This is a genomic window from Dellaglioa sp. CoH-57-MRSF-22 (assembly GCF_056781895.1).
This window is the reverse complement of sequence record NZ_JBXAXT010000001.1, coordinates 119,883-137,609: the sequence shown is the minus strand read 5'-3', so window position 1 is coordinate 137,609 and position 17,727 is coordinate 119,883. Positions and strand designations below refer to the sequence as shown.

General features: G+C 34.5%; 12 protein-coding genes and 1 pseudogene. 9 read left to right on the top strand and 4 right to left on the bottom strand.

From position 1 onward, the window contains the following. Positions 1-34: 34 nt before the first annotated feature. Both treC and treR read right to left on the bottom strand, forming a co-directional pair. Positions 35-1,681 carry an alpha,alpha-phosphotrehalase gene (gene treC, locus AC1RPR_RS00620; protein ID WP_481760946.1) on the bottom strand — a complete coding sequence of 549 codons (1,647 nt, stop codon included), beginning with the start codon at positions 1,679-1,681 and terminating at the stop codon, positions 35-37. 17 nt (positions 1,682-1,698) lie between these two features. After that, complete coding sequence (treR, locus tag AC1RPR_RS00615) at positions 1,699-2,421, bottom strand: trehalose operon repressor (RefSeq protein ID WP_481760945.1); 723 nt, start codon at positions 2,419-2,421, stop codon at positions 1,699-1,701. Positions 2,422-2,616: 195 nt separating this feature from the next. Here treR and AC1RPR_RS00610 point away from each other — a divergent pair. Both AC1RPR_RS00610 and AC1RPR_RS00605 read left to right on the top strand, forming a co-directional pair. Further along, positions 2,617-4,610 (top strand): annotated as a pseudogene (locus AC1RPR_RS00610) (PTS sugar transporter subunit IIABC). Between the two features lie 205 nt (positions 4,611-4,815). Then, positions 4,816-6,843 carry a copper-translocating P-type ATPase gene (locus AC1RPR_RS00605; protein ID WP_481761140.1) on the top strand — a complete coding sequence of 676 codons (2,028 nt, stop codon included), beginning with the start codon at positions 4,816-4,818 and terminating at the stop codon, positions 6,841-6,843. 54 nt (positions 6,844-6,897) lie between these two features. Here the strand turns inward: AC1RPR_RS00605 and AC1RPR_RS00600 are convergent, their stop codons facing one another. Next, on the bottom strand, positions 6,898-7,803 hold the full coding sequence (locus AC1RPR_RS00600) for a proline-specific peptidase family protein (RefSeq protein WP_481760944.1): 906 nt from the start codon (positions 7,801-7,803) through the stop codon (positions 6,898-6,900). Positions 7,804-7,968: 165 nt separating this feature from the next. On the opposite strand from AC1RPR_RS00600, the gene AC1RPR_RS00595 reads away from it, so the two are divergent. Next, positions 7,969-8,961, top strand: a complete 993-nt coding sequence (locus AC1RPR_RS00595) for a biotin--[acetyl-CoA-carboxylase] ligase (protein ID WP_481760943.1) — start codon at positions 7,969-7,971, stop codon at positions 8,959-8,961. Beyond that, positions 8,948-9,472 carry a biotin transporter BioY gene (locus tag AC1RPR_RS00590; RefSeq protein ID WP_481760942.1) on the top strand — a complete coding sequence of 175 codons (525 nt, stop codon included), beginning with the start codon at positions 8,948-8,950 and terminating at the stop codon, positions 9,470-9,472. The genes AC1RPR_RS00595 and AC1RPR_RS00590 overlap by 14 nt, the downstream gene beginning before the upstream one ends. 52 nt (positions 9,473-9,524) lie before the next feature. Here AC1RPR_RS00590 and AC1RPR_RS00585 read toward each other — a convergent pair whose 3' ends face one another. Further along, positions 9,525-11,948: a Xaa-Pro dipeptidyl-peptidase gene (locus tag AC1RPR_RS00585; RefSeq protein ID WP_481760941.1), complete on the bottom strand. Its 2,424-nt coding sequence runs from the start codon at positions 11,946-11,948 to the stop codon at positions 9,525-9,527. A 154-nt stretch (positions 11,949-12,102) separates the two neighbouring features. Between AC1RPR_RS00585 and AC1RPR_RS00580 the strand changes: the two genes are divergently transcribed. The 5 genes from AC1RPR_RS00580 to AC1RPR_RS00560 all read left to right on the top strand — a co-directional run bounded on the left by AC1RPR_RS00580 (position 12,103) and on the right by AC1RPR_RS00560 (position 17,706). After that, the gene (locus tag AC1RPR_RS00580) at positions 12,103-13,704 is read left to right on the top strand and encodes a peptide ABC transporter substrate-binding protein (protein ID WP_481760940.1); all 1,602 of its coding nucleotides are present in this window, start codon (positions 12,103-12,105) and stop codon (positions 13,702-13,704) included. 133 nt (positions 13,705-13,837) lie between these two features. Next, the gene (locus AC1RPR_RS00575) at positions 13,838-14,941 is read left to right on the top strand and encodes a YibE/F family protein (protein ID WP_481760939.1); all 1,104 of its coding nucleotides are present in this window, start codon (positions 13,838-13,840) and stop codon (positions 14,939-14,941) included. Continuing rightward, complete coding sequence (locus tag AC1RPR_RS00570; protein WP_481760938.1) at positions 14,938-15,690, top strand: YibE/F family protein; 753 nt, start codon at positions 14,938-14,940, stop codon at positions 15,688-15,690. Before AC1RPR_RS00575 ends, AC1RPR_RS00570 begins: the two co-directional genes overlap by 4 nt. A gap of 60 nt (positions 15,691-15,750) precedes the next feature. Continuing rightward, a complete protein-coding gene (locus AC1RPR_RS00565) occupies positions 15,751-16,422 on the top strand; it encodes an MIP/aquaporin family protein (RefSeq protein ID WP_481760937.1) in 672 nt (223 codons plus the stop codon). 108 nt (positions 16,423-16,530) lie between these two features. Then, positions 16,531-17,706 (top strand): cation:proton antiporter, encoded by a 1,176-nt coding sequence (locus tag AC1RPR_RS00560; RefSeq protein ID WP_481760936.1) that lies wholly within the window; start codon positions 16,531-16,533, stop codon positions 17,704-17,706. The last annotated feature ends 21 nt before the right edge of the window (positions 17,707-17,727 follow it).

Below are 17,727 nucleotides of genomic sequence, written 5' to 3'. Positions count from 1 at the left end.
TACAATTTAAAATTGCAAGGCTGCTTTATTTTAGTTAGTCAATCAAAAAGGCAACTGACTGATATGGAGCTAACGTCATAGCTGTTTCTAATTTGATATCGGTTGGATAATTATTGATGACAGTTGATATTTCCCCGGTAAATGCAGGTAAAGTAATCGTTGTCGTTGTACCATAGAAATTATTTAAAACAATTAAACGTTGATTTTTTAGTATTCTTTGGTAAGCAAAAACTTGAGTATCGTCCATTAAAAGAGGTTGATAATCACCAACAGAGACAATTGGCAGAGTCTTACGTAATTTAATTAGTTGTTGATAGTAATTAAATATTTCGCCGCGTACTAATTCATTTTGAACGTTGACGATAGACTGATTCATTGGCATCAACCATGGTTTTTCAGCTGAGAACCCTGCATACTCAGAGTTATTCCATTGCATGGGAGTACGACTATTATCACGAGATTTTGCTTGAATAATGTCTAAGGCTTCAGTTTCACTGAGTCCTTTCGCTAATAATGTTGGGTAAATGTTTTTGGTTTCAATATCATTATAATCAGATAAATGCTGATATTGAGGATCGCTCATCCCAATTTCTTCTCCCATATAAATAAAAGGCGTTCCACGTAATAAATGAATAGTTGTCGCTAGCATTTCGGCAGATTTTTCACGAAAATGGACGGGATCACCAAAACGATTAATAGCACGAGGCTGATCATGATTATTCCAAAATAAAGCGTTCCAACCATGACCAGCTGTCATACCTAATTGCCAATCATTTAGAATGTTTTTTAAACTCATAAAGTCAAAAGGCATCGTCGTCCATTTATTTCCATGGGTATAGTCAACTTTTAAATGGTGGAAGGTAAAGACCATTGATAACTCGTTGTTTTTGCCTAACGTGTATTCAATACAATTATCGATTGAAGTAGAAGACATTTCACCAACGGTCACAGCATCAGGGTCTTGACCAAAACTAGATTCGTTAAGTTCTTGTAGATATTGATGAACTATTTTTTTATCTGTATACATAAGTCTACTATCAGTACCATAAGGTGCATCAAGTAAATTGACATCTTTACCGATGACATTGATAACGTCGAATCGGAAACCTTTAACACCTTTGTTGCGCCAAAAATTAACAATCTTGGCCATTTCTTTTCGAACTGCTGGATTATGCCAATCTAAGTCTGCTTGAGTTGGGTCGTAGAGATGAAGGTAGTACTTACCCGTATTTCCGAAAGCTTCCCATGCAGGACCACCAAATTTAGAATCCCAATTAGTTGGAAGCGAGCTATCTGGTTTTGCTCCACGAATATAATAGTAAGCCATATATTTTGGATCACCTTTTAGCGCTTTTTGGAACCATTCATGTTCAGTTGATGTATGGTTAAAAACCATATCCATCATGACATCGATGCCTACAGATTTTAGCTTGGTAACAAGTTCATCAAAATCAGCCATAGTACCAAACTTAGGATCAATATGATAATAATCTGAGATATCATAGCCATTATCATTTTGTGGTGATATGAAAAAAGGATTAAACCAAATCATATCAATATTGAGTTGTTTTAAATAAGGTATTTTAGCGATAATCCCTTGTAAATCGCCCAGGCCATCATTGTTACTATCATAAAATGATTTTGGGTAAATTTGATAAATAATTTTATCTTCAAATGTCATCGTTATTCTCCTATTAGTTATATTTTCTTCGTCCGTCGTGCAAAATCAACAAAACTAAAACGATCTGAGCGGTGAATAGCTTCGGTAATCTGAAATAAACGACTATCTTGTAAATAGGTTTCACTTCTTATGACAACAACAGATTCTGTTTTTGGAATGTTTAATAATTTTTGGATAGTTGTATCTGCTGGTTCAACTGTAATTTTTTTAATAGCATAACTGATTTCTAAGCCTAATTTATTTTCAAAATAATCATAAAGCGAATTTTGGGCAACTGCTAAAGGTATCTCAGGTACGATATCTGAAAGTATGTAGTCACGATCAATAACACTGGGTTCATTTTTAACAAGTCGTAGACGTTCAATAAATGTCGCTTTATCGCCAACAACAGACTTAGGTGCAAAACTCTCTATAGGAATAGTTGTGACAAGTAACTGTCTAACTTGTGTTTCCGAATTCATTTGAAGAGACTTATTCAGTTCCTCATATGAAGTAATACCTGAGACGGGAAAAGCGAATCGTTGAATATCTAAAACAAGCGATCCTTTGCCTCGAATTTTTTGAATATAGCCATTGGTTAGTAAATTTTGGAGAGCCTTTCGAATTGTTTCGCGAGAAGTACCGTATAAATGGCTCAATTGAATTTCACTAGGTAGGAATGTTCCTGATGCGTAAATATTATGTGTGATTTTAGTGACAAGATCTTGATAAATACCTAAATGTTTATTTTGGTTCGTCATAATAGTCACCTCCAATGATAAGGTTATTTTAACATAAACATTCTAGTCTATACAAGTATATATAAATGTTAATTTAAAAGAAAAGAAAGCGTTGACATCCTGTATAGACAGGTTTATTATAAGGATAACTTGAAAACGCTTAATCGCTGTAAGCGAATCTAGTTAAATAAATTAAAAAAAATGGGGGAGAGAACAATGTCGATTTTTAAAAGAAAACAAAAGGTAAATGATGATAAGTTTTACGCACCAGCAACTGGGGAGTTAATTGATTTAGAAAATGTGAGCGATTCTGTTTTTGCTCAAAAATTAATGGGTGATGGCTTCGGATTTAAACCAACCGCAGGGGAAATTTATAGTCCAGTATCTGGAACTATAACATTGGTTGCATCAACAAAACATGCTATCGGATTCACGATGGATAATGGACTTGAAATTTTATTACACATGGGTGTTGATACGGTTGATTTAAAAGGTGCACCATTTGATATTAATATTAAAAAAGGTGCTCGTGTTCATGGTGGTGAATTACTTGGGACTATGGATTTAACACAAGTTTCTGAAGCACAATTAGACAATGTTTTAATGGTAGTAATTACAAATACACAAGATAAATTAGACAAATTAACATTATCGGAACCACAACCTTTTGAAGGTGGCACGGAAGTGGGATCTGGTACTGCAAAAGGGGAGGAATAGTTATGGCAAAAGATTACACACAATTAGCTACAGACATTATCAAACAAGTCGGTGGTAAAGAGAATATTAAGAGTTTAATCCATTGTATTACGCGGTTACGATTTTACTTAGTTGATGAAAGTAAAGCAGACGATGAAGTGATTAAAAATTTAACAGGTGTAATTGATGTTCGTCATGCTGTTGGACAATATCAAGTTGTTATTGGACCAGCTGTTACTGATGTCTATGATGCAGTTATTGCACAATTAGGAACATCATACGCAGGTGGCGAGGTCGATGCTGCCGATGATGCACCAGCTGAGGAAAAACCAACAACATTCCGTGGAAAATTGAATGCTGGATTTAATACTTTGATTGGTGTTATCACAGGTTCTATGATGCCAGTAATTGGATTATTGGCTGCTAGTGGTATTTTAAAAGGATTACTTCAAATGGCTGTCGATTTTCGTTGGACAGAAGCCACATCACAGACTTACATTTTCTTATCAGCCATGGGAGATTCAGCATTCTATTTCTTACCTATTATTGTTGGATTCACAGCTGCACAGAAGTTAAAATCTGATCCAATTATTATGGCTATTGTTGGTGGTGTCTTGGTATATCCTTCACTTTTTGGTATTGCAACAGGAACAAAAGTGTTTGGACAACTTTTGGGGATGTCATTAAATACTAACTTATTTGGGATTCCAATTCATATGGTTAACTATACTTACAGTATTTTCCCAATTATTGCTGGAGCATGGTTAGCACATTATGTTGAAAAAGGACTCAAAAAAGTTATTCCACAAGTTTTACGAATGATTTTTGTACCATTGTTAGAAGTTATGATCGTTTCGGCCGCTATTATCATTATTGTTGGACCTATTATTACGTTAATTAGTACAGGTATTTCTATTATTTTAAACACAATTTTAACAGCAAACTACCCAATTGCAGGTTTTGTTATTGGTGGATTATATCAATGTTTAGTTATCTTTGGTTTACATTGGGCAGTTGTTCCTTTAATCGCAAACGATATTGCTTCAAAAGGCTACAGCTACTTAAATGCAATTGTTTCAATTACAATGGTAGCTCAAGGTGCTGCTGTAATGGCAGTTATGATTAAATCAAAAATGGCTAACATTAAAGAATTATCTGGTGGTGCAGTTATTGCAGCATTCAGTGGTATTACAGAACCAGCTATTTATGGGATTACCTTAAAATATGGGCGTGTCTTCTTAGCAGCTAATATTGGTGGTGCAGTTGGTGGATTAGTAGCCGGACTATTAAACGTTAATATGTACGGATTTACTGGTTCATTAATCGGATTCCCTTCATTCTTTACACCTTTAAAGTTTGGTGGAGGAATGAGTAACGAAATTAACTTTTGGATTGCATCAATTGTTACAATAATCGTAGCATTTGGTTGTACTTGGGTCTTTGGATTTAAAGATTCCGATGTACTTGCTGAAAAAGAAGTTAACCGTCGTAAAACAATTGGTAAAGATGCATAGAATTGTAAATTAACTAAAATGTTTATGTGATTATATAAAAATGTCAAAGGGATATTTATCTCTTTGACATTTTTTTTGTAACAGATAAATTATTTGACTATCTAAGTTTACAAGTGTAAACTAAAAATATAAATTAATGGAGGCGGTATAAATGGATCACAAAGATATGAAAGAAATGGATCACATGAATATGAATCATAAGGATATGAAAAATATGGACCACATGAGTATGGATCACATGGATATGGAAGGAATGGACCACGATCAAATGAACATGGGTGGGCACATGATGCATATGGGAAATCTAAAATTGAAATTCTGGATTTCTTTAGTTTTAGCAATTCCTATTGTTTTAATGACACCTATGATGGGGATTAACTTACCCTTACAGTTTACTTTCCCTGGATCTGATTGGGTTGTAGCACTTATTGGTACTGGATTATTTTTCTATGGCGGTAAAACATTTTTAGATAGTGCAAAGATGGAGCTTGCAGATAAAAAGCCAGCAATGATGACCTTAATCGCAATGGGTATTAGTGTGGCATACTTGTATAGCTTATATGCTGTTGTGATGAATAATCTTGTAGATCCAAGTCATCATGTTATGGATTTCTTCTGGGAGTTAGCAACGTTAATTGTCATTATGTTGTTAGGTCATTGGATTGAAATGAACGCTGTTATGTCAGCAGGAGATGCTGTTCAAAAATTAGCACAACTCTTACCTAAACAAGCACATATCGTTAGAGAAAATAAAAAAATTGAAGATGTTGATTTAACAAATGTTCATGTTGGAGATATTCTGTTAGTTAAAGGAAATGAAACGATTCCAGCTGATGGAACAATTATTTCTGGTAAAACAAGCGTCGATGAAGCTATGATAACTGGTGAATCGAAACAAGTTGAAAAAGTAGTAGATGATGAAGTCGTTGGTGGATCAGTTAATGGTAATGGAGAAATCCAAATGACTGTAACGGGAACTGGTGAAACAGGTTACTTAGCTCAAGTTGTTAAATTAGTCACAAAAGCGCAGTCAGAAAAATCAGATACGGAAACGTTAGCTGATAAAGTTGCGGGATATTTATTTTATGCTGCCATGACTGTTGGTATTTTAGCATTCATTGTATGGTTAATTACAGGGACATTTAGTCAGGCATTATCAATTCTTGTAACTGTTCTAGTGATTGCTTGTCCACATGCTTTAGGTTTAGCCATTCCATTAGTTGTTGCGAGAAGTACTTCTTTATCAGCTAAAAATGGCTTATTAATCAAAAATAGAAATGCGCTAGAAGTTGCACACACAATTGACACATTACTTGTTGATAAAACAGGAACTTTAACTGAAGGTCATTTCGTGGTAACCGGATATAAAACATTTACTGATCAGTTTTCTGAATCAGAAATTATCGGATTGATGGCGTCGTTAGAACGTGGATCGACACATCCTTTGGGTAAAGGAATCATTCAAAAAGCAGAAGATTTAAAAATTGAGATTCCAACTGCAAGTGAAACACAACAAATTAATGGTGTTGGATTAGAAGGACATATTAACGATGATGCATTCAAAATTGTTTCTGAAGCTTATGTTAATAAACAACAGTTATTAACGGATGAAATGGCTTCTGACAACGAAGGAGATTCAATTAGTTATTTAATTCAAAATGAAAAAGTGATTGGGTATGTTGCTCAAGGGGATCAAATTAAACCAGAATCATTTGGTTTAGTCGAAAAATTAGAAAAAATGAATATCAAAGTGATTATGTTAACTGGTGATAATCAACAAGCTGCTGATAAAGTTGGTGCAAAACTAGGTATTGTAGATGTTCGTGCTAACTTAATGCCTGAAGATAAGGCTAAAATTGTTAGTCAGTTAGAGGGCGAAGGACATAACGTTATCATGGTTGGTGACGGTATTAATGATGCGCCTAGTTTAGCAAGTGCAACAATAGGGATGGCAATTGGTTCAGGTACGGATGTTGCTGTCGACTCTGCAGACGTTATATTAGTTAAAAGTAATCCGATGGATATCATAAAATTTTTGAAATTAAGTCGAAACACAAGATTGAAAATGATTCAAAATCTTTGGTGGGGTGCAGGTTATAATATTATTGCATTACCATTGGCTGCCGGCGTTTTAGCACCAATTGGCTTTATTTTAAGTCCATTAGTGGGTGCAGTTGTGATGTCGTTAAGTACAATTGTTGTTGCAATTAATGCAATGATGTTACACGATTAAGAGATAAAAAAATACCACCGTTGATAGTAGTTATCAATGGTGGTATTTTTTAATTTAATCTTTAAAATTGTCGTTTTCAACATCTGATAAGAAGGTACTTAAATGATCAAAGTAAACAGGAGCGTTATCGATCATATGATGATGACCACCCTCAGGAGTTGTTTCAAGACGAGCATGTGGAATTGTTTCTGACATTCTTTTAGCTGTTGCTAAAGGCATTGTTTCATGTTCGCCAAATGTGATTAATGTTGGGACAGTAATATTTTTAATGCGGTCACGAGTAGACCAGTCTTTTAATTTACCAGTCACAACGAATTCATTGTTACCTTGGAAGTAATTATAAACGGGTTCAGCCATTGTGCTTACTAAATGAGAAATTTGGGCTGGCTTTTTACGATCAACATAGCCGTCATTTAAAATATCGACATAACCTTGGTAACGGTCATTATCAAGATCGTTATTTTTTTCACATTCTTGCATGTAGGCAAGCGCATCAGCATCCAATTCTTTAGCACGAATAGCATTAACGTTTGCTAAATATTCGTTAATATCATCAGTCATACTTGAGATAATAGCACCTTTTAAATGGTCACCATATTTTAAGGCGTATTCTTGAACAAGAGCACCACCCCATGATTGACCAATTAGGTAGAAGTTATCTAAACCTAATTTAATACGGACTTCTTCAACTTCATCAATGAAGTAATCAATATTAAGAAATTTATCAACATTTTCTTGTTTAGTAAAATCTGGTTGATCAGAATACCATGAACCGAGTTGGTCATACATTGAAACCTGAACGCCAAGAGGTGCTAATTTTTCAGCAAAATTTTCGTAATATTCATGTGTACCACCAGGCCCACCATGTAGACAAAGTAGTTGGATATCACCTTGTCCTTCAGTATGAGTCCAGAGATGATAACCATTATCTAACGTAATAATTTTCGTTCCGTATGCCATATTAATCCACCTAATTTCTTAAGAATAGATTAATCATAGCACTTTTATGATTATTTACCAGAATGAAAGTGAGGATGGTATTTTTTTAAGAGTGTTAGTTGCATATTTTAGTGAGTTAGCTTAAAGTTATGTTAACTAATAAAATTAAAAGGTTAACGGTGTAAAATGAAAACTAAAGACAGTATTCTAAAAATATTAGCTGGACAACAAGATACTATTATTTCGGGAGAACTATTGGCTGAAAAACTTGGCGTTTCGAGAACTGCTATTTGGATGGCTATTAAGAGTTTACAAGAGCAGGGTTTTGACATTAAGACGATTCCACAAAAAGGATATAGTCTAAATGATGGTAATCAGTTGAACGCACAACTAATTCAATCTTATTTAACAACTGACATGATGCAAATTGAATTATTTGATGAAGTGACATCTACCAATGTATTGGCGAAAGAGCGTTCAAGCCAGCCCGATATACAGGGTCCACTGTTAATAGTGGCCAATAGTCAAACAGCAGGATATGGTCGATTTGGTCGAACATTTGAATCACCAGAAGAGACTGGGATTTATATCAGTTATTTATTGAGAATTGATCAACCTATCAAAGATGTTGGTCAGCTAACGACAGCAACTGCCATGGCGGTTAGTTATGCTTTAGAAAATAAATTGAAAATTCAACCACAAATAAAGTGGGTGAATGATATTTATTATCAAAATAAAAAAGTCTGCGGGATTTTAACGGAGGCTGTCACAGATTTTGAAACGCAGCAAGTGACAAGCTTAGTTATAGGGATTGGGCTAGATTTTAAAACAGACCTTAAAAAATTATCTCCAGAGTTACAAGATAAAGTGGGTTCATTAATTGATGAATCGAATAATGTCACACGGAATGAGTTGATTGCTGAAATTACCAATCAATTTATCCAAATCTATCAGAATTACCAAAATGGTGACTTCATGAATGATTATCGTAAACGGTCACTAGTTATTGGACAGACAGTTACTTTAAAAAGTGGTCATCAAGAAATTATTGGTACAGTTGAAACAATTAAAGATGATGGACAGTTGGTATTGAGAGATAAAAATGGGCAAATAACGACTTATATGGCTGGTGAAATTACAAAGGTGAATGTGGAAGGCTTAACAAATGGGACAAAATAAACAGTTAAAACAATTAATTATAGCAGCAGAGTTAGCAGCCGTTTTGGGTGTTTTATCCCAGTTAACCATTCCATTGGGGCCAATCCCGTTAACGTTACAAACCATTTTTATCGGATTATTATCGAGTTTGAGACCGGTTCAAGAAGGATTAAAAGCGGTGGGCATTTATCTCCTATTAGGATTAATAGGAATCCCAGTTTTTGCTGGATTTCATTCGGGACTTTTTTCTTTAATTGGACCAACAGGTGGTTATTTATTTGGTTTTTTAGCCTATATTATCTTAACGGGGCTGTTTTTAAAATGGTATGGTAATGGTCGTTGGCAGTTGTACATGGGGAATTTATTAGGTGCTAGTGTGCAATTAGTTTTAGGAGCAATCTGGTTAATGGTTTACCAACAAACCTCGATGCAACAAGCATTTTTAATAGGTATTTTACCATTTTTGATTGTTGGATTTATTAAAGTTATTTTTGTGTGCGAATTGTCTCATTACTTAATACGTAGATATTGATAAATAAAAAAAGAAAATCATCAATAATTTTTTTGATGATTTTCTTTTTTATTTAGAATAATGATACTGTACTAACAGATTGATAAGGAATTTTAAGACGCGAATTAGCTAAGTTAATAGTATAACTATCTGAATCGTTATTTCGTAAAGTCATCCCAAAATCTGTTGCGTAAATGATTAATTCAATCTGATGACCTTCCTTAATGTGATAGGCAGTTGGTTGTAAATCAAAATCTACTGTGTTGAAAGTTCCTGGAAGGACAGAATCATTTTGATAACGATTTGTCCTATTTTGTAAATTGATATGACCTTTGGAAATCATTTTCCAAGGAGTTTTTGTGGGATTTTTAGTAAATTCAACCAAATCATCTTCACGCCAATGAAATCCCATATCTAAAGATTTTCGTTTGAGAATGGATGGCACGGGGGTGAGTCTATTTTCTTCACCATAATCGATAAGCATGCAACTAATGAGCCCTTTTGTTTGTAGTGCTGCAACAGACAATTTTATGTGAGCAGAACCGGAAATAAACAGCGGTTCTGTTAATGGTTCTGAGATTAATTGGATTCTATTTTTAGCCATTTCTGTTTCTTTAGTTGAAACTAAAGCTTGATTCCAAAGATGATTATCTCTGACGTAGTTGTTAAAAAGGTCAGTTGGTAAGTTATCTTTGAAAGTAGCAAATTGGTGAGCATCTGATGTGACTGATTGTGTTAATTTATTTTGTTGGAAATGATAGGATTGGGTAGGAGAATCCGGGTCTGCCCAATCATCATAAGTGTGCCACGTTTCAGCTTCTAGGTTATCTTGTATGGTGACATTGGGAATAAGTGTCTCAGCACCATTTTCGATATTATAAAGTTGATTTGATAACCATAAATTCATCATATCAGTGAAATCTAATGAGCGAAAGTTATTGATATAGATATGTTTACCTTGGTGTAAGAATAATTTTTTAACAATAGGTAAAGGACGTAATGCTTGCCAAAGTTGTTCAACTTGGCGAGGTTTGACGTTCCAATCATTTAAACCATGGACCATAACAATATTTGCTTTGATATTTTTAGTTTGGTTTAAATAATTACGTTCATCCCAAAATTTATTGTAATTACCAGATGCACGGTCTTGTCCTATAGATAATCGATTCATAACTTTGTCAAAGTAGTCTTGAATATTAGCGTAGTCGGCGGCATCTTTTTGGCGACTTAAACAAAGCGCAGCTAAAACATCTGCATCTTCACCTTGGCAAGCTTCAGGCGCGACGACTAGTCCATTTTCACGATAATAATCATACCAACTTGAAATAGCGGCTTCAGAAATGATTGTTTTTAAGCCGGATACACCAGTTGTTGCAGCTGCAGTAGCAAGCGTACCAAGGTAAGATTTACCAGTCATAGCAACGTTACCATTACTCCAAGTGGCTTTAATTGATCGATTATCGAGTTTATTTGTGAATGCTTGCCGATGTCCCGTTAGCCATTCAATAATGGCGACGGTTGATACCGTTTCTTCAACACTCCCACAAGTACGAATACCATCTGATTCTCGAGTACCAATACCAGCTGCATAGACGATTGCAAATCCTCTAGCTAGCATGTAATCGTTGAATGTATACGAAGATTCACGGCTAAAGGTTTGCTCAGTTTCTGTTGATTCTGAGAGGATTGATCGTGGTTCGGGTAAGTTGGATTTCTGATAGTTATAGGTGATATCAGATTCAGTTAATTCAGTAACTGGTTTTTCGGTAAGCGGGATATCAACGTTGCGCATTAATTCAGAATCATCATTTGTGCCTTGATTGTAAGGACTTGCTGTATAAAGAATAGGTACTTTTAGTCCGGATGTAACTAGTGGTCTTAAAATTTCTGTTTTTAATAAATCACGTTGACCATCTTGGTCAGTATCTAATGGGGCTTCAACGTAGACGACTTCACGAATCAGTTTAGTTGTATCAAAAACAGGTTGCGCTTTTCCATTGAAAAATAAAGGTTTCGCATCTTTATAAAATGAAACAAAGTACCCTTTATTTGCTAGTGTATCTGTGAAGACTTGGCCATTTTTGGTATGTGTTGTCAGTAAGAGATACCATGCGGACCAAAAATCATTAACGGATTCAATAATTTCAATAGAAGGTAACTGAATTTTAGCCATTGCCGTAAATGGGTCATCAATTTTGAAATCGACATCGACTTCAAATTCTAGTAACTGTAATGCAACATTATAAAAGATAACAGGTGTTAATTCCTTTTTTGTAGTAAAAAATTCATAAACAGAAATGGATTCTGTCGCTAATAAGGACATCATTTTTTGTTGTTTCGCACCGATTGTTTGATAGTCGATGAGAATTTTATTGAGTAATTGTTCAAATAAATGTGTAGGATTGGTTTCGGAGGCTATATACAAATTAATAGCTTTAAGTTCTTTTATTTGTGTCTCAAAAGTAGGTGTATAGTTAGCAAATTGATTATTTTTCATAAGTCAAAAACTTCCTTTCAGAATTGAGTAAGACACTGGGTTAAGTATAGCTTAAATGTAAAGTTGGTTGAAATGATACGTCTTTATTGACAAAAAATAAGTAACTAGGTAAAGTTAATCACATTAAGGTAACTAAAAAAGGAGAGTGTCTAAAGTGAGAAGGAAAATTGCGGTAGTTTTAAGTATCATGTTTATAGGGGTGCTAGCTGCTTGTTCAAAAACAGCGACGAAAGACGATAACATATTAAAAGTGGCTGTAACTGATCAATTAGGCACTTTAGATTCTACTAAATACAGTGATACATTTAGTGTTGAAGCAATACAAAACGTTTATGAAGGATTGTATACGTATAATCAAAAAAATAAACCAGTGTTAGCTGCAGCAAAAAGTGTGACGGTTAACAAAGCAAAAACAGTTTACACCTATAAATTAAGAGCTGAGAACTGGTCAAATGGGACTCCTGTTACAGCAAATGACTTTGTTTACGCTTGGCAAAAACTAGCAAATCCTAAAACAGCATCACCTAATTCACAACGAATTGATATTATTAAAAATGGGTTTGCTATCCGAAATGGCAAGATGGCCGTTGATAAGTTAGGTGTTAAAGCGCTGAATAAAACAACATTAGAAGTTACTCTGGCACAACCAATTAGCTATTTACCAGAAGTATTAACGGGTGCACCATTTGTACCTCAAAATGAAGCTTACGTTAAAAAACAAGGTAGTCAATATGCAACGGATTCACAACATATGATTGTGAATGGTCCTTATAAATTAACTGATTGGGAAGGAACTAATAACAAATGGTCATATGTTAAAAATACCAGTTATTGGAACGCTAAATCAGTTAAGTTAGCTAAAGTTGACGTTCAAGTTGTTAAAGATGGTGCAACTGCTGGCAAGTTATATCAAACAGGGAAGATTGATTTCTCAATGTTAGCAAATGATTATGTTAAACAATATAAGAATGAAAAAGGGTTCGCAACACGTAAAACACCAATGATTGGTTATTTAGGTTTTAATACTAAGCGTGAGGCAACTGGTAATAAACATATTCGTAAAGCAATTGCGCTAGGATTTAATAAAAAATTATTAGCTAGCAAAATTCTTAATGATGGTTCATCTGCATTAAATGGAATCGTCCCAGCTAAATTTGTGTCAAATCCGATTAATGGGGAAGATTACCGTAAAGAAGCAGGAGACTTGCTTGCTTTTAATAAAAAAGAAGCTAAAGCAGAATGGGAAAAAGGACTTAAAGAGATCGGTAAGAAGGACTTAACAATTGAAATATTGGGTTCTGATACGCCAGAAGCTAAACAAGTGATTGAATACTTGCAAGCGCAGTTAGAGAGTAACTTACCTGGATTAAAAATTAACGCACGTAATATTCCAATTAAATCGCGATTAGCAGCAACAACGGCTTACCAATTTGATATCGTTTATGGGACATGGACACCAGATTATGCTGATCCAATTAACTTTATTAATGATGGTGGCGCTTATCATTTAAATACCGATTACAAAAATGCACAATATTTAAAAGATATCGATCAGTCTAAAAATGAATTTGCAACAAATCCAACGAAACGTTGGAATAGCTTGATTGATGCTGAAAAGCAATTGGTCGAAGAAGATGCTTATACAGTACCTGTTTTCCAAGGTGCAATGGCCTACTTATTGAACCCAGATGCATCCGGATTACACATTAACCCATATGGAACGACATTATTTTATCGTGACATGTCTATTAAGTAGATAATAGTTAGCTGTTTCAAAGCTTTATAAAGTTAAAATAAGATAGATTAAAGTCTGGCCTTTGGTCGGACTTTTTTTGTTGTAAAATGTTAAACTGGTGGAAGTGTATTAATAATAAATGAGGTGTGAACCCATGAAAAAGTTACTTCAGAAGAACATTATTTTAATTCTAACGATTATTATCGGTGGCATACTCGTAATAGGTGTTAAATTTGATCAAGCACTGTATTCAGATACGATTGTTAAAATAACACAGGTTAAGGATGAAAAAACTGAAAAAGTAACAGATGAATTTGAAAATAAAGATACACAGACTAAACAAAAATTATTTGGAACTGTGATGAATGGTAAGTATAAAGGGCAAAAAATAAGACTACCAAATACATATTCTTCATCTCGCGCAAATGATCAAAAATACCAGAAAAATGATCAAGTATTTGTAACGATTAATCCTCATAAAAGTGGATTAACTGGTATTATTGATGGGTTCAAACGAGATGTCGTCGTGGCCATATTAATTTGGATTGCCGTTAGTATGCTGGTAGGATTTATGCAGTTTAGTGGCATGATTGCTGTATTAAGTATCGTCTTAAATATGATTATTTTCTTTTTAGCCATTAAATTTGAAATATTCGTTAATATTACGAACTTCTTTTGGATTTTCGCAGGTATTGCTCTAATATTTGCAGTACTGACCTTGAGTTTGGTAATTGGCTTTAATCGACAGATGCTGGTCACGTTATTGGCAACTTTGACGGGAACTAGTTTATCGTTAATCATTAGTGTCATTATTTTAAAACTGACAAATGATCAAGGGATGCATTACGAAGCTCTATCTTATGCAACGCAAGCGCCAAAGGAACTATTCCTTGCTGCCACACTACTAGGTTCTCTAGGGGCTGTCATGGATGAATCGACAGATATCGTTGCAACACTATTTCAATTAAAAAAAGAACAACCAACTATTTCATCGAAAGAACTTTTTAAATCTGGACGTGAGGTTGGACAATCGATTATGGGACCATTAATTAACGTCTTATTCTTAATTTTTATTGCTGACATTTTCCCACTTGCCGTTTTGTACTTTAGAACGACCAATACAATTGGCTATACTTTTTCATGGACCATGGCTTTAGGAGTTGTCCAAACATTAATCAGCGGTATTGGGATTGTCATTGCGATACCTGTCGCAAGTTTTTTTGCAAGTCGATTAATCAAAGGGGATGACACATTATGATTACAATTGGTTGGTTAAGTGCCATTTTATTTGTCTTAATGGTCATTGTTGGAGGAATGAATGGTGTTCGTTCATTTTTAAGCTTATTTTTTAATTTTATCATGTTATTTTTTACGATTATTTTAATTACGGGAGGATTTCCGCCGGTAGCAGTGACCCTAATTAATGGCATTATTATTTTAGCTATTACGATTTTTCTTGGTGATGATAATGTGCAAGTTACTGAAACTGCTTTTTATGCTTCGTTAATTGTTCTGGTTATTCTCGTTCTTTTGATTATTCCAGTTGAACATTTTGCTGCAGTTCAAGGTTTTGGTGCAGAAGATAGTGAAGAAATAGAAGCATTTTCGTTATTAGTAGGCGCTAATTTTATGCAAATAGCGATTTCAACAGCTATTTTTAGTACTTTAGGCGCAATTGCTGAAGGTGCGATTGCAATTTCGGCTGGCTTAAATGAGATTATTGAACAAACACCAACAATTGATTTAAAAAAGTTATACGCAGCTGGTATTAGTATTGGTAAACATATTATTGGAACAACGTTTAATACACTATTTTTTGGTTTCTTTGGTGGCTTTTTAGCGCTATTTATTTTATTAGTACAGACGCATGCTACATTCGCAGATATTATAAATGATAAAATTTTTGTTGCAGAATTAATAATGATTTTATTTTCTATTATAGGTGTTATTCTAGCGGTTCCAATTACAGCATGGGTTTTAATTCAAAAATTAAAAATAAAAAAATAATTGAAATGAGTTTATGGTTATGTGTATAATTAAGAGATACTAATATAGGGGGATTTAAAATTGAATTATAAAAATTATATTGCTGAATTTATCGGCACATTTTTCTTGGTATTATTTGGTACAGGGGCAGTTACGTTAGGTAACGGTAGCCCACTTGTTATTGCACTTGCATTTGGTTTAGCTATTACATTGATGGTTTATGCTATTGGACCTGTTTCAGGTGCACACATCAATCCTGCTGTTTCATTAGCAATGTACATCAACAAGCGCATGTCATTGACTGATATGGTTGCTTACTGGGTTAGTCAAATCTTAGGTGCGATTGTAGCATCTAGCGTGGTTAAGATGATTATTTCATCAATGACAGATACATCAAAAGTTGCTGATGGTTTTGGTTCAAATAGTTATGCAACAATTCCTGGTGGTATGGCATTTTTCGTTGAAGCCTTATTCGCATTCTTATTCATCTTTATTATTTTGATGGTTACGAGTGAAAAATTTGGTAACAGTAATATTGCTGGCTTTGTGATTGGTTTAACATTAACAGTACTTATCTTTGTTGGTTTACCACTTACAGGGGTTTCAGTTAACCCTGCTCGTAGTATTGGACCTGCACTTTATGCCGGTGGCGATGCACTTTCACAACTTTGGGTATTTATTCTTGCACCATTAGTTGGTGGTGCTATTGCAGCATTCGCAGCAAAATATATTTTTAACAGTGAAGAAGCTTAATTTAATTAAGTGAATCATAAGCAGTGAATTCCGAGAGGGAATTTGCTGCTTTTTATTTTTAATGTATGTTATGGTTAATATAGATAGTGACAAGTGAGAGGAGAAATAATGGCATTTTTAGGAACGATTTGTTTAGTATTAGTGGCAACATCAATTGCGGGTCATGTCAGCACACGAATTGGTGTTCCTAGTGTTATCGGGCAATTATTAGTTGGTGTTTTACTTGGACCAGCAATGTTGAATTGGGTCCATTCAGATCATTTATTTGCGATGTTCGCAGAAATTGGTGTGATTATTTTAATGTTTATGGCGGGATTAGAAAGTGATTTAGATCTACTTAAAAAGTATTTAAAACCGGCCTTATCAGTTGCGACTTTAGGTGTTGTCTTCCCTATCTTAGTTGTCTATTACTTTGGTCGAATTTATAATTTTGGATTTGAATCGGCTTTATTTTTAGGTGTTATCTTTGCGGCAACGTCAGTTAGTATTTCCGTCGAAGTCTTGAAAGAATTAAAACGATTAGATTCAAAAGAAGGTGCAACAATCCTAGGTGCGGCCGTTGTGGATGATATCTTAGCTGTTGTTATTTTAAGTGTATTAGTTAGTGTATTTGGTAATATTACAAGTACCGGTGATAGCGCACAAGCTAACATTTGGATTGGCTTCTTATTAGAATTTGTTTACTTCATTGGTATTTTAATCCTATTCAAGTGGGTGGCGCCTTTCTTGATGAGATTAAGTGAACGATTATTAGTTGGCTCATCGATTACGATTATGTCACTGGTTATCTGTCTAGGTATGGCCTACTTAGCTGACTTAGTGGGGTTAAGTGCTGTTGTTGGTGCCTTTTTTGCAGGAATTGCAGTGGCACAAACACCGTATAAAAAAGAAATTGATGCCAATATTGAACCAATTGGTTATGCAGTCTTTATTCCAATGTTTTTCACGAGTATTGGATTAAGCATGTCATTTGATGGATTTATGAAAAATATTTGGTTTATCGTTATTTTAACGATTTTGGCCGTCCTCACAAAATTACTAGGTGGTGGATTAGGTGCTAGGTTACTTGGATTTGATTTAAATAGTGCATATGTAATCGGTGCGGGGATGATTTCTCGTGGCGAAATGGCTTTGATTATTGTCCAAATTGGGTATACCGCACACTTGTTGTCGACGGAATACTATTCGGCAGTTATCATGGTAATTATTATTTCAACTATCGTAGCACCGTTTATGTTAAAACATGCGATTGGTCGACAAAATAAAATTGAATTGAAGAAATAGTTGAACTGTTGAGGAACTAGC

Coding starts and splice junctions, on each gene's coding strand:
- treC (WP_481760946.1), bottom strand. CDS start 1,681: ATGACATTTGAAGATAAAATTATTTATCAAATTTACCCAAAATCATTT.
- treR (WP_481760945.1), bottom strand. CDS start 2,421: ATGACGAACCAAAATAAACATTTAGGTATTTATCAAGATCTTGTCACT.
- AC1RPR_RS00605 (WP_481761140.1), top strand. CDS start 4,816: ATGAAAAATATGGACCACATGAGTATGGATCACATGGATATGGAAGGA.
- AC1RPR_RS00600 (WP_481760944.1), bottom strand. CDS start 7,803: ATGGCATACGGAACGAAAATTATTACGTTAGATAATGGTTATCATCTC.
- AC1RPR_RS00595 (WP_481760943.1), top strand. CDS start 7,969: ATGAAAACTAAAGACAGTATTCTAAAAATATTAGCTGGACAACAAGAT.
- AC1RPR_RS00590 (WP_481760942.1), top strand. CDS start 8,948: ATGGGACAAAATAAACAGTTAAAACAATTAATTATAGCAGCAGAGTTA.
- AC1RPR_RS00585 (WP_481760941.1), bottom strand. CDS start 11,948: ATGAAAAATAATCAATTTGCTAACTATACACCTACTTTTGAGACACAA.
- AC1RPR_RS00575 (WP_481760939.1), top strand. CDS start 13,838: ATGAAAAAGTTACTTCAGAAGAACATTATTTTAATTCTAACGATTATT.
- AC1RPR_RS00570 (WP_481760938.1), top strand. CDS start 14,938: ATGATTACAATTGGTTGGTTAAGTGCCATTTTATTTGTCTTAATGGTC.
- AC1RPR_RS00560 (WP_481760936.1), top strand. CDS start 16,531: ATGGCATTTTTAGGAACGATTTGTTTAGTATTAGTGGCAACATCAATT.